At 59.5% G+C, this 12839-nt stretch carries 9 protein-coding genes and 2 tRNA genes; 4 read left to right on the forward strand and 7 right to left on the reverse strand.

Annotation, left to right across the window (positions count from 1 at the left end; all coding sequences use genetic code 11):
* Positions 1-9: 9 nt before the first annotated feature.
* Positions 10-1854, reverse strand: a complete 1845-nt coding sequence (locus LIX15_RS14135; protein WP_390184284.1) for a UvrD-helicase domain-containing protein — start codon at positions 1852-1854, stop codon at positions 10-12.
* 70 nt (positions 1855-1924) lie between these two features.
* Positions 1925-2083: a DUF7563 family protein gene (locus LIX15_RS33685; RefSeq protein ID WP_425556791.1), complete on the reverse strand. Its 159-nt coding sequence runs from the start codon at positions 2081-2083 to the stop codon at positions 1925-1927.
* Between the two features lie 97 nt (positions 2084-2180).
* Between LIX15_RS33685 and LIX15_RS14140 the strand changes: the two genes are divergently transcribed.
* Complete coding sequence (locus tag LIX15_RS14140; protein ID WP_227773818.1) at positions 2181-3077, forward strand: EamA family transporter; 897 nt, start codon at positions 2181-2183, stop codon at positions 3075-3077.
* A 34-nt stretch (positions 3078-3111) separates the two neighbouring features.
* Here the strand turns inward: LIX15_RS14140 and LIX15_RS14145 are convergent, their stop codons facing one another.
* The 3 genes from LIX15_RS14145 to cca all read right to left on the reverse strand — a co-directional run bounded on the left by LIX15_RS14145 (position 3112) and on the right by cca (position 6980).
* Positions 3112-3291 (reverse strand): HVO_0416 family zinc finger protein, encoded by a 180-nt coding sequence (locus LIX15_RS14145; protein WP_227773819.1) that lies wholly within the window; start codon positions 3289-3291, stop codon positions 3112-3114.
* A 71-nt stretch (positions 3292-3362) separates the two neighbouring features.
* Positions 3363-5543, reverse strand: a complete 2181-nt coding sequence (locus LIX15_RS14150) for a PAS domain-containing protein (protein ID WP_227773820.1) — start codon at positions 5541-5543, stop codon at positions 3363-3365.
* Between the two features lie 87 nt (positions 5544-5630).
* Entirely contained in the window at positions 5631-6980 is a 1350-nt protein-coding gene (cca, locus tag LIX15_RS14155) for a CCA tRNA nucleotidyltransferase (protein WP_227773821.1), read from the reverse strand.
* A 102-nt stretch (positions 6981-7082) separates the two neighbouring features.
* On the opposite strand from cca, the gene LIX15_RS14160 reads away from it, so the two are divergent.
* Both LIX15_RS14160 and LIX15_RS14165 read left to right on the forward strand, forming a co-directional pair.
* Positions 7083-7155, forward strand: a tRNA-Asn gene (locus LIX15_RS14160).
* A 108-nt stretch (positions 7156-7263) separates the two neighbouring features.
* Positions 7264-7338: transfer RNA gene (locus LIX15_RS14165), tRNA-Ile, on the forward strand.
* Between the two features lie 217 nt (positions 7339-7555).
* On the opposite strand, the gene LIX15_RS14170 is transcribed toward LIX15_RS14165, so the two are convergent.
* Positions 7556-8755 carry an ABC transporter substrate-binding protein gene (locus LIX15_RS14170; protein WP_227773822.1) on the reverse strand — a complete coding sequence of 400 codons (1200 nt, stop codon included), beginning with the start codon at positions 8753-8755 and terminating at the stop codon, positions 7556-7558.
* A gap of 66 nt (positions 8756-8821) precedes the next feature.
* Entirely contained in the window at positions 8822-9838 is a 1017-nt protein-coding gene (locus LIX15_RS14175) for a HEAT repeat domain-containing protein (protein ID WP_227773823.1), read from the reverse strand.
* A 179-nt stretch (positions 9839-10017) separates the two neighbouring features.
* On the opposite strand from LIX15_RS14175, the gene leuS reads away from it, so the two are divergent.
* Positions 10018-12666 (forward strand): leucine--tRNA ligase, encoded by a 2649-nt coding sequence (leuS, locus tag LIX15_RS14180; RefSeq protein WP_227773824.1) that lies wholly within the window; start codon positions 10018-10020, stop codon positions 12664-12666.
* Positions 12667-12839 lie beyond the last annotated feature (173 nt).

Raw genomic sequence — 12839 nt, forward strand, 5'->3', positions numbered from 1 at the left:
CCTCGCCGACTACTTCGCTTCCTGCGCTTCGAGTTCGTTGTCGAGGACGTCCCCGACCGATTTCTCGTTCAGTTCGTTGAACAACAGCACGTCCAGTCCGAGCGTCGGCGCGCCGCTGACGAGGTTCTCCATGAGTACGAGGCGCTCACGGGCACGACTCATACCGACGTAGAAAACGCGGCGCTCGTTGTCGGTGAGAACCGGAACCGGGTCGGTGCTCGCCGTAAATTCGTCCACACCGGGAAGATCGATACCCTCGTTTTCCACGGTCGCCGCCATCTGCTCGACAACCTTTTCGGTGAGATCGGTGGCGACGAAAACGTGGTCTGCTTCTCGACCTTTCGCACTGTGGATGGTACCGATTCGGATACGGTCGCGCTCCATCCCGTGGTACTTGCCCGTGAAGTAGGCGTCCATCGACCGCTTCTGATAGCTGGTTACCTTTCGAACCATATCGGACGCCGATTCCGGGCCGGGCATGAACGGCGCGAAGTCCCGGACGAAATCCCCGTCGAATTCCAGTTCGGTGAGGTCGTCCACGCCTTCTTCTTCCTTGCGCTCGTCGATGGCGTCGAACATCTCGTCGCGATCGTTCGTGCCGAACGTGGAATCCGCGAGCATATCCGCGAGTCTGCGGGCTTGCAGACCGTCGATCGGTTCGTCCTCGTCGATTTGCTCGACTGCATCGACGTACTGGCACAGTCGGTCGGTCCACATCCGTTGATCCGTGAGGGTGCGGAACGGCATCCCTTCGTCGATGAACTCGTCGATGAACCGGAACATCTGATAGCGGGCGCGGAACAGAACCATCGCGGTGCCGTCGAACTCGCTTATCGTGTACCTGACGTTCCGCACGAGGTCTAACATCGACGGACTCTCGACTGCCTCGACCGTACCGCCCTCCTTTCGTGGTTTGAGGTTCTTCTCTTGGCGCTCCTCGATGTGGTCTACTTCCTGTTGGACGACCTTGAGAACGCGGGAGGGAAGACGGTAGGAGGTGTCGAGAATAACGTCCTCGCCGCCCTCTTGAAGCAGTAGTTTCGGATCCGCGCCCTGCCACGCGTAGACGACCTGGTCGTCGTCGCCCGCGATGAGGACGTTTTCCATGTGCGGCTTCCACTCCTCGTAGATGTCGAACTGGAGCCGGGTGATGTCCTGAAACTCGTCGATAACGAGATAATCAACGCTGGGCAGAAGAGAACGCTGTTTGACGCGTTCGAGCATGTCGGCGAACCCGACGAGTCCTTCGTCGCCCTTGTACTTCCGCCAGCCTCGAATGGCCTCGGGAACGTCGAATCGGTCGTCGCTGCTCGGCCACGTCGGGGTGTATTTGTTCCCCTCCTGTGCGTTCGGGTCGATGTCCGGGGGCAGTCGAACCGTCTCGACGTCCCACTGGAACGGAACGTCGTACCAATCGGCGACGTCCCGGCGGGTTCGCTGAAGCCACTGGGAGGTTGCGATAATCTTGTTTCCGAGCGTCGTTGAACGGGCGGTTCGGCGACCTTTCCCGCTGTATTCGTCTTCGTACTCCAGCCCGAAATCCTCGCAAAACTCCTTTTTGTGTTTCTCGCCGACGACGTCACCGCGAGAGAGATTGAGAAGTTCGTAGGCTTTCGCGTGCATCGTACAGACGTTTCCTTGGAGCGAGCGTGGGTCGACATCGAGTCGTTCCGCGAGCCGCTCTCGAACTTCGTTTGCCGCCGCACGGGTGTAGGAGACGACGAGAAGGTCGTTCACCGTGACCCCATCCTGTGAGAGGATGTCCTCGACTCGGTCGAGCAACTCGGTGGTTTTACCGCTCCCCGGTCCACCGAACAACCGAGTTACTTTCGCGTCAGTCTCTGCCGTTGGCATAGTCATTACACCACCACAGGTGTTGGGGACGTATAAAACGACGTGAAATGGAGCGACGAATTTCGCCGTCTCAGGTGCTGCGCGGCGAACGCGCCGCGCATACCTCGGAACCGTCCCGAATCTTGTCCTCGCAGTTCGGGCAGACACGCGGATTTTCGACCCCCGATGGCGTGAACACGCGTGCATAAGTCGCCGTCACAAACGAATCGCAATTTTGACACTCCGGCATTTTTCTTTTCGTTTAGTAGTGCATTATATGATATTATATTTCTAACGACATCTGCTCGGGCGCGGAAGTTAAGCCGACAGGTGGAAACGCTTCTGTAATGACGATTCCCACCGAGGTGTACTTCCTTTCGCTCGTTCCTGCCCTCCTTTGGGGATTCGAACCCATCGTTTCCAAGCGAGCGATGGCCAAAGGCGGTGATTCCCTCCAAGCGTCGCTGGTCGTGGTCGTCGTAGACTCCGCCGTCTTTTGGGTCGCGCTCGTCGCGCTGGAGGGTGGAAATCTGCTCGCCGACCTCTCTCGATCGACCATCGGCATCTTCCTGTTCGCGGGATTCGTCGGAACCGCGGTTGGCCGACTGGCCGCCTTCGGCGGTATCCGGCGCGTCGGCGCGAGCGTCAACAACGCCGGGGTCAGTGCGCGACCGCTCTTTTCGGCGACGCTGGCGGTGTTCGCCCTCGACGAACCGCTTTCCCTCGCAACCGCTGTCGGGGTTCTCGTCCTCGTCGCCGGACTCGCGATTCTCGCGCTGGCGAAGGGCGGCGACCTCGGCGGGTGGGAACCCCGCGAATTGTCGTTTCCGCTCGTCGCCGCGGCGGCGTTCGCGGTCGGAAACGTGGTTCGACGATTCGGATTGGAAACGACGCCAGCAACCGCCCTCGAAGCGGTCGCGCTGAACGAAACGGCGGCGTTGGTCGCGCTTGCGGGCTACGCCCTCGCCCGAAATCACCGCGACGTGCTGTCCGCGCCGCGAAAGACGTATGGGCTGTTCGCGGTGAGCGGTCTTCTAACCGCGGTCGCACTGCTGTCGCTGTTTTCCGCGCTGGCGCTCCCTGAGGGTCGGGTCGCCATCGTTGACCCGCTAACCGGGACTGCACCGCTGTTCACGACGCTCTTTGCGTACTTTTTGTTGCGCGACGTAGAACGAGTCACCCGCGGAATCGTCGCGGGCGCGATGTTGGTCGTCGTCGGTGCTGGAATCATCACCGCGCTGTGAGCGCGGTCGCTATCGGGTTGCTATCGGTCGTTGATCACGGGTTCCATCCGCAAACTCCGCATTCAGTTGCGGCCATTTCGTGGAGTCCGCCGCACTCCGGGCACTGCTTTTTGTTATACTCCTGCTCCCAGTCTACTCGTTCTGTCTCGTGACCACGGTCGGTGAGAAACTGGTCGAACACGGACTCGTCGTTGCCGGTCGGTGCGGAAGCCATACGTGATATGCTAATGCACACCAACCATATAATCCTGATGGTCAGGCAGACCACGGAGTTCGTCTCGACGGTTACTCGTTGGCGTCGAGACCGGTAAATTCGAACCGAGCGCCGCCCTCCTCGCTTTCCGCGACGGTGTACGTCCAGCCGTACCCCTCCGCAATTTGGGCGATGAATGTGAGTCCGAGACCGATGCCGTCTTGCTGTGTCGTGTAGCCCGCCTCGAATACGGTTTCGCGCTTCGATTCGGGGACTCCCTGTCCGTCGTCGGCGACGTAGAACCCACAGGCGGAGTCGTCTGCGATGTCACCGACGTGGATGGTAACAGCATCCCCGTGTTCGATGGCGTTCCGAAAGAGATTCTCCAGAAGCTGTTTAATGCGAGTCGGCTCCGCCTGCACGACTCGGTCGGTTACTATCTCCACCGTCACCTCGTCGGTGGTTTCGCCGTCGATGGCGTCCCACGCCGCCGCCGCTGCATCGAAGAGAGCGACCGTCTCTCGGTTGGCAACCGGGGCACTCCCGCGGGCCATGAACAACAACATATCTATCATCTCCTCCATCCGGTCGTGCGCACGCTCGACCTCTTCGTAGGCTGACTCGGACTGTTCCTCCCACGCCCATCCCAGATACCCCTGCGCGATGCTCAGTGGATTGCGCAATTCGTGGGCGAGCATACTGGCGAAACTCTCCAATCGTTCGTTTTTCTTCCGAATCTCGCGTTCGCGTTCCCTTCGCTCGGTAACGTCGCGGACGACGCCTGCTCTCCCGTATTGTTCGTCGCCGAGGGGGAATAGCGAGACACGTGCCTCGATTGGAACTCGGTTTCCGTCGGCGGTTTCGAGCGTCGCCTCGACCGTGGTGACATCATCTCCGCCGTTCTCGAGGTTCGCCTGTACTCGTTCGAGTTCGTTGGCGGTATCTTCGCCGGTCACCATCGCCCCGTTCGACCCGAGCAGTTCCGCGCGGGAGTAGCCGGTCATGTCGATGTAGGTCTGATTCACCGCGACGAATCGCCCGTCGGTATCGAGTGCGTACACCCCATCACCCACGGTTTCGAGCATCGCTTCGTTACGTTTGAGTTCTTGCTCGCGCTCCTTTCGCTCGGTAACGTCGCGGAAGTAGACGGAGACGCCGCTTTCGGAGGGATACACGTGAACTTCGAACCACCTGGCGAGGGATGCCCAATGTTCCTCGTAGGTAACTCGCTCTTGGGTTTCGACCGCCCGGTGGAACGCATCGTATCCCATCGTCTCGCTGGTATCCGGAAAGACATCCCAGACGACGCGACCGAGCAACTCCGATTCGTCGCGTCCGAGGAGTTCCTCGGCCCGTTCGTTCACGTAGGTAAATTTCCACGCTTCGTCGAGCGCGTAGAATCCATCGTCAATACGGTCGAACACTTCGTCCAATTCTCGCTCCAAATCGTCGCGCTGGCGTTCGAGTTCGCGCTGGAAGCGTTTGACCTCGGTGATGTCCTTCCCCGCCGAAATGACTTGCGCCACCCTGCCGTCGGCGTACACCGGTTTCGCGTTGACGATGAACCAGCGTCGTTCACCGGCAGCCCCCTCGACGTAAAACTCGACATCGTACACGGCCTCGCCGGATTCGACCACGCGATTGAACGGAAATTCGGCTTCGGAGAGCAGTTCGCCGTCGGGAGCGTAAATTTGCGTCTCATTCGTCGCCTCGTCTGCGTCTCTGACGATTTCGACTAGCTCGCCTGCGCGTTCGTTCGTCTGGAGAATTTCACCGTCCGCCGATCGAATTGAGAGGGCAACCGGACTCGCGTCGAACACTTCGTCTAGGTGGTCGGTCTTCTCGTCCAAGCGATGTTCGATGCGCTTCCGATCGGAAATGTCGCGCATAACGCCGATGAACCGCTGACTGTCCGCTTCGGTTGATTCGTGGAACGACACGGAGAGCGGGACTTCCGTACCGTCGGCACAGCGGCCGAGGAGTTCGATCGCGTTCCACGGAATCGTCCGTTCGCCGGTTCGAACGTGTCGCGCGAATGCGGCCTGATGGCGTTGACGGAGACGTTCGGGAATGATTGCCGAGAGCTGACGTCCTTCTAACTCCCCTGGAGCGTAGCCGAACACGTCTTCCACGGATTGGTTTGCGAACAAGATTGTGCCGTCGTTCGCCGCGATAACGACGGCGTCCGTCGTTTGCTGCACGAGACGCCGAAACACCGCGTCCTCGACCGTCACCTCGTCGGAAGGCGCGCTATTTCGATCGGACGGCTTCATATCGCATCGATCACCAGTATAGATGAATGTTCTCGCCCTATGTATGTTGTTCTCCTCGTAGCTTATCAATCGAAGCTGATTCGCGGGTTACGGTTTCGGGTCGAAGTAGCGCGCGAGTTCGCGTCCGAACTCCGCGGCCAGCACGCCGATTTCGTCACCCGACAACACCTCGTAACCCTCCCGCATCGCTTGCTCGACGTGGACACCGAGTGCAGAGTCGAAGACAGTCTCGCTTTCGAGGAACCTCGTTGCCGTCGTGAACTCCCGTCTTCGCTCGACGACGTAGCGGTCGTTCTCGATGAACGGCCCGTACGAATCGTCGTCCGCGTACTTTTCGTAAAATCCGGCCGCGTGCGCGCGAACGTGAACCGGCGGGCCGTCGTGCCGTTCGATTGCTGGACGCTCGGAAACGGACAGTTCGAAAAACAGCACCGCGGTTTCGTCCGCGAACAGGTCGGCTCTGAGGACGTCGAATCCTCGTCGTGAGAGGGCGTCGGCGATTCCGGAAAGCGATTTCTGAAGCTGCGGATAAAGTTGGTCTTCTACCACGTCGGGAGCGTCGAATCGAATGGCGACGGGCGCGGTTCCTCTGTCAGCGATACGACCGTCCACGGCTTCGGGCGTAAGCGGGTTCGGGGAGTCGGGGAAAAAGAGCGATTCGCGCGGATTGTCGAGCAGGTCGCGGGCGTAATGTTGAACCCGAGCAAAATTCTCAGGGGTGAGAACGGCAGCGACGTTGCGCTCCGGGTCGGTCGGGTCGATAACCACTAGCGGGTCGCTGAACTTCTCCGTTCCGTGGTCTTCCGGGTCGAACCGAACTGGCGGGTGCCAGTCCGCGGCCGCTCCGAGTAGTGCTCGGAAACTGCCGTATTCGAGGACGAGCAGTTCCGACAGATAGCCCGAAAACCCCTCCGTGCGGAGGTCGCTTCCGTATGCGCCGATTCCCTTCAAAAACTGCTTGAACAGCAGGACTTCGCGTGCGAGGTCGTCGTCCAGCCGTGCTTCGAGGTACTGGGTGTGGAACGGCGTGCGGTCGACCGCCGACTGGATGTTCGTCGCAGATTCGACGCGGTAGCAGGGAACGAGATCCACGTCGAATCCGTCGAACTGGCCTTTGACGTAGGGGTGTTCCGCGAATTCTTCGTGACCGTCTGGAAGGACTTCGTGGCCGATTTTTAAGCCGTACGATTCCAGCGTTTCGCGGTCGAGCTCCGGCGGAAATCGGACGAACAGGTCGATGTCCCGGTCGCCGCTCGTCCACGTCCCGCGGGCGGTGCTTCCGACCTGTACCACGTCGGCCTCGACCGGCAGGTTCGTAATCGCATCTTCTGTTCGTTCGGCCAGCGACCGGGCGACCTGCTGAAGCCGTTCGCGTTCGTCGCTGTCAGGTTCGACCCGTTCGCGAACCCCCGCGACGACACCCTCGAAGCGTTCCATCGTTGGATGGTTTTCCACGAACGCGTGAAAGCGTATCGATGCTGCTGGCCGAAAACGAAAGCCCTATCAAAGGACTCCGTGTATGTGGAAATGCAGTCGGAAGCCGCCGTAGCTCAGTTGGTAGAGCACCTGGTTGTTACCCAGGTTGTCCCAGGTTCGAGCCCTGGCGGCGGCGTTTCTCTCGATTTATTCGTTGGTGGGTGAGTGCTGTGTCTTCGATTGGACGGTGTTCGCATAAAACCCGGTACGTTAAAGAGGTGTCACAGATTACCGATAGCCGACAGGGCCCTTAGCTCAGTCTGGTTAGAGCGCTCGGCTCATAACCGGGTGGTCATTGGTTCGAATCCGATAGGGCCCATTTCTGCCGAATTTCCCGCGAGTACCGCGAAGCGCGTGCGAGCGACCGCGTTCGGCAGAAATGGATTCCGGATTCGGGGTAGACCGGCGCACGGAACGTATTGTGAGTACGTCCGGGCGCGGTTCGAATCCGACAGGGCCCATCTGCTGATGCGAACTGTGTTCGTGAGCATCAGCAAGATGCCGCCCGGGGAGGATTCTTTCGGTTTCGGTCTTCGTCAGAACTCCCCGTTGACGATGTCTGCAACCCGTTGGCGGTCGAACAACTGGTTATCCTCCGTAACTTTCCCGAAGATGTCTGGATACAACTGCTTTGCTCCCCGTTCGGTCAAAAAGAGGTTGTGAATCGGCCCTTGGTAGAGATAGCCACCCCGGTAGACGCGTCCGTTTTTGACGGCCGTCAATCGGCTCGCAACCGGATGGCTCCGCATGAATTCGAGAACCGTTTCGCGGAACTCGGTCGGTGTTTTTCGCTCGTGAGCGCGCAACAGTATCACGTCGGGGTCGATTTCGAGCATCATCTCGTAATCGATTCGACCGCGGTCGGTAGTGCTAATCCCGTCGATACCGGTACTGCCGAGCGTGTCGCTGACGCCGAGGTCGCGCCACTGTTTTTTGCTCGTTCCCTTGTCGTTGAGCCGATACGGCGAGAACTTCACCGGTTCGTTGCTCCCCTCGTAGACGAGCAGTACGTTCGGACGCTCTTCAGCTGGCGGAAGCTGACGCTGAATGTCCGCAATGAGGTCGTCGTGAAGCGTTTCGAACGCTCGGTACCGTTCTTGTTCTCCGAAGAGTTGTGCGACTTTCTCGAAAGCCTCATAGAGCGTGTAATATCGGTAGTCGTGCCAATCGTCTTCCCGGCGAAAAATAAGATTCCCGACGAACGGGCCGACGTTCGTCGTGATTTCTTCGACGTCTTTTTGCTTCCATTCGAACCAGTTGACGAGCATCTGCGGGTCGATCACGTGAACGTCGTTGTCGAGTTCGTAGAATATCTCCTTGGACATGCCAGCTTCGCCCAAGTCGTTGTTTTCGAGCCGCTGGCGGTCAACGCTCACGCCGGGTAACTCGTCGTACACAGAAGTGTAGTAGCGGTCTGCTCCGCCGATACCGGTCATTCCATCCGCTTTGCCGAGTGCGACGCCCATGTCGGCGTAACCGCCGCCATACGCGACCCACCGCTCGGGAACCGAGTCGAAGGTGATGCGACCCACCGGTTCCATGGAAACCGCGTGGGACCTTTTCTCCGTTTTCGTTGATTGGTCGTTCGATGCCTCCGTGTCGGTCGTCGCGGGTGACGCCTTCGTCTCCGAGTCGCTCGCACACCCGGCAAGAAGGCTTCCACTGAGTATCGCACCGCCGTACTTGACGTAGTCTCTCCGTGTCGACGTATCGCGTTTCGAGGCATCCTTTGCCATGTGGTTTAGGCTTGCCTAAAATATAATAACCTCTTCTATTTTTAGGCGTCCCTAAAATCAATTCGTTCAGTGCGGCCCACCGCAACGTGGACACATCGGTGGCGATGTTTCTGGAAGTGCAAGCCCGCAGTGTGGACACTCGCCATCAGGAGAGGTGATTTCTGCGACGGCGTCGCCAGTCGTCGCACGAATCCCTTCGACCGTTCCTATTTCGGCTTCAACCTCGCTCGACCCTACCGCCCCGTTAACTGCACCAAGTGCGAACCGCTTTCGGCGTCGAAAAAACGATTCGCTGTCTACTTTCTGCTCTTTGAGATCGTCAAGAATCGATTCCCGAATCGAACTCTCCTCGGTAGTCGCAAGAATAAGCAAGCCGAGCGCTTCGGCGGCCCGTCTGCGGACGTGGGTGCTTTCGTCGTCCAACCGTGCCACGAGCGCACCGTCCGCATCTGTGAGCGTTTCGGGGGACTCGCAACCGACGACCGCGAGTACCGTACAGAGGTGATACCGAACGAGTTCGCTTTCGTCATCGAGGTGGGTCGCGAGCGTCGCTACCTGATGTTTCAGTCGTGTTGGGTCGCCCAGTGCGATGTGTTCGAGTGCTTTCGCCAGTTTCTCTTTTACCTCCGGTTCGTCGAACGACAGTCCGACCTGCAAATCCGCCACTACTTCCGGAGACGCAACCGTCCCGGGGTGGTCGCGTGCGACGTATCCGAGCGCCTCCGCGGAGCGTGCGCGAACGTAGTAAAACTCCTCGTCGTCGCCCAGTCGTTCGCCCAGTGCGGGCACCATTGGAACGACAGCGTCCGGGTCGGTTTCGGCGATGGCAACGAACAGTTTCGCCGTGGTCAGGCGTATCGACCGCTCGTCGTCGCCGAGAAATGCTGTCAGCGTCGAAACGAGTGGTTTCAGTGCGGACGGATCGTCGTTCGCGAGCGGACGGAGCGCGCGTACCGTCGCTTTTCGCTTTTCGGTCGATGCCGTTTCGACCCGTTCTAGATACTCCGTAGCCTCGTCGTGGCTATCCTGCTCGATGCATTCGATGAAATAATTGGCGGATAGGTGGTGAGTCGAGTCGTTCATGATACGCGAATCCGTTACGACCACTGTCGCGAAGCAACGTAAAAAACGCACGTCGTACTGCCCCCTCTCGACTGCGACATTCCGTAGAGGACGCCTTTCTACCGAATAGCGCCCGCTCGTCTGTGAGTCTGATAGCAACACTTAGAAGACGCTGAACGCTATATCGAGTAGACGAACACATGTCTGAGGAGGGATACGACCATGCGACTATCGAACAGCGCTGGCAAACGGCGTGGGGCGAGGAAAACGCGTATCGAACGCCGGACGACGCGGAAAGTCCCGCGTATATCTTGGGAATGTTTCCGTACCCGTCCGGGAAGCTCCACATGGGTCACGTTCGTAACTACACGATAACCGATTCTTACGCCCGGTACCGCCGAATGCGGGGGGACGACGTGCTACATCCGATGGGGTGGGATTCCTTCGGCCTTCCCGCCGAAAACGCCGCGAAGGAGCGCGACACGGATCCACGCGAGTGGACGATGGACTGCATCGACACGATGCGCGACCAGATGAAGTCGATGGGGTTCGGCTACGACTGGGAGCGCGAGGTGACGACCTGCAAGCCCGAATACTACCGGTGGAACCAATGGCTGTTCCAGCAGTTCCACGACGCGGGCCTCGTCGACCGACGCGGTGCCGAAGTTAACTGGTGTCCCTCCTGTGAAACCGTGTTGGCCGACGAGCAGGTCGAAGGGGAGGATGAACACTGTTGGCGCTGTGAGACGCTCGTCGAACAGCGTGAACTCGACCAGTGGACGCTCGCCATTACGGAGTACGCCGACGAACTGCTCGAAGCGATAGACGAGTTAGACGGCTGGCCGAACAGCGTTCGCCAGATGCAACGGAACTGGATCGGCAAGCAGGAGGGCGCTTCCTTGGAGTTCACCGTCGAGGGCCACGGCCCCGTGGAGGCGTTCACGACTCGCGTGGATACGATATTCGGTGCAGCGTTCTTCGCGCTGGCCCCCGACCACTCCATTTCGAAGGAGCTGGCCGAAGACGACGATACCGTTCGCCGCTTCATCGAGGAAGATGCAGACCCGGACGGCGACGAACCGAACGGCGTCGAAACCGACCTGACCGCGACGAATCCCGCGACGGGCGATGAACTGCCGGTGTTCGTCGCCGACTTCGTCCTCTCGGACGTCGGGACGGGCGCGCTGATGGGCGTCCCCGGACACGACGATCGCGACCACGTCTTCGCCTCGAAGATGGGCGTTGAAATTACACCTGTCGTCGCCCCCGAACCGGAGGAAGGCGAACCCGAAGCACCCGACGTGAGCGAGGGCGCCTACACCGAGGACGGCGTCTTGGTGAACAGCGACGAATATTCCGGACTGACCAGCGCGGAGGCCCGCGAATCGCTGACCGCGGACATCGACTCCGCGGAATCTCACACGCAGTATCGACTGCGCGACTGGCTCATCTCCCGACAGCGGTACTGGGGAACGCCGATTCCGGCGATTCACTGCGACGACTGCGGTCCGGTTATGGTTCCCGAAGAAAACCTCCCGGTCGAACTGCCGGAGTTCATCAACACGACGGGGAACCCGCTGGACGCCGCCGAGGAGTGGAAGCGAGTCGAGTGTCCCGAGTGTGGGGCGGACGCCGTCCGCGAGACTGATACGATGGACACTTTCGTCGACTCCTCGTGGTACTTCCTACGGTACATCTCGCCGGACTACGAGGACGCGCCGTTCGAGAGCGGGAAGGCGGACGACTGGATGCCGGTTGACCAGTACGTCGGCGGCATCGAACACGCCGTGATGCACCTGCTGTACGCCCGGTTCGTCACGAAAGCAATTGCCGATTTGGGGATGCTGGAACACCGTGAACCGTTCACGAACCTGCTGGCGCAGGGAATGGTGCAACTCGACGGCGAGAAGATGTCCAAATCGAAGGGGAACACGGTGTCTCCGCAGCTGATCTCCGAGGAGTACGGCGCGGACACGGCGCGGCTGTTCATGATGCAGGCCGCACAGCCGAAACGGGACTTCGACTGGTCGGAGGAGGGCGTTCGTTCCACGAACCGCTTCCTCGCTCGGTTCAAGGACGCGGTCGATACGTTCGCCTCCGAAACGGCGGACGGCGCGGACGACTCCGTCGCGGAGTACGTCCGCGACGAAATCGACGCCACGGTTGCCGTCGCAACCGAGCAGTACGACGCGCTGATGTTCAACATTGCTCTGCGCGAAGTACAAGATCTCGTGGATACCCTGCGTGCATACGCGGATTACACCGATGTTCACGCCCCGACCTTCGAACGCGGGTTGACGGTCGCGACTCGGCTTTTGGCTCCGGTCGCACCACACATCGCGGAAGAACTGTACGACGAACTCGGAAACGACGGGTTCGTCGTCGACGCGGACTGGCCGACTCTGGAGACGGAAACAGAGGATACGGTCGAACGCCGTCAACTGATTGAGAACACTCGGGAGGACGTGCGCAACATCATCGACGTCGCGGGAATCGAAGACCCGGAGCGAATCGACGTGGTGGTTACGCCGGAGTGGAAACACCGCGCCCTCGAACTGGCGATGGACAGCGACGCGGAGAACCTCATCTCCGAACTGATGCAGGTGCAGGAAATCCGCGAACAGGGCGACGCCGCGGCCTCGTATGGCCAAGACCTGCAAGCGACACGGGAGTCGCTGAATCCGACACTCACGCCAGAACGCGAGCACGAGGTGCTCCGGCAGACGGCATGGCTAATCGAACGCGAGTTCGACGCCCCGGTGAACGTCCTTTCGAGTTCGGACGCCGCCGCCGACACCGCCCGGAAAGCCGAACCCGGTCGTCCTGCCATCGACATTTTGGAACGGTAAATTCGTTTTTATTTTTCGCCGTTAAAGCCCAGAAAACGCCTGTATTGAACTTCTTGACCGGAGTAAAACGGTCGTAAACGGACAGTATATTATAAAATTATAACGTGACATCATCGTTGATTTTCAGTGTACGCGACCTTAGGGATGACATATATATTTGAGTAGAACTCAAA

This window comes from Haladaptatus pallidirubidus (genome assembly GCF_020700235.1).
GTDB classification, from domain to species: Archaea; Halobacteriota; Halobacteria; order Halobacteriales; family Haladaptataceae; genus Haladaptatus; species Haladaptatus pallidirubidus.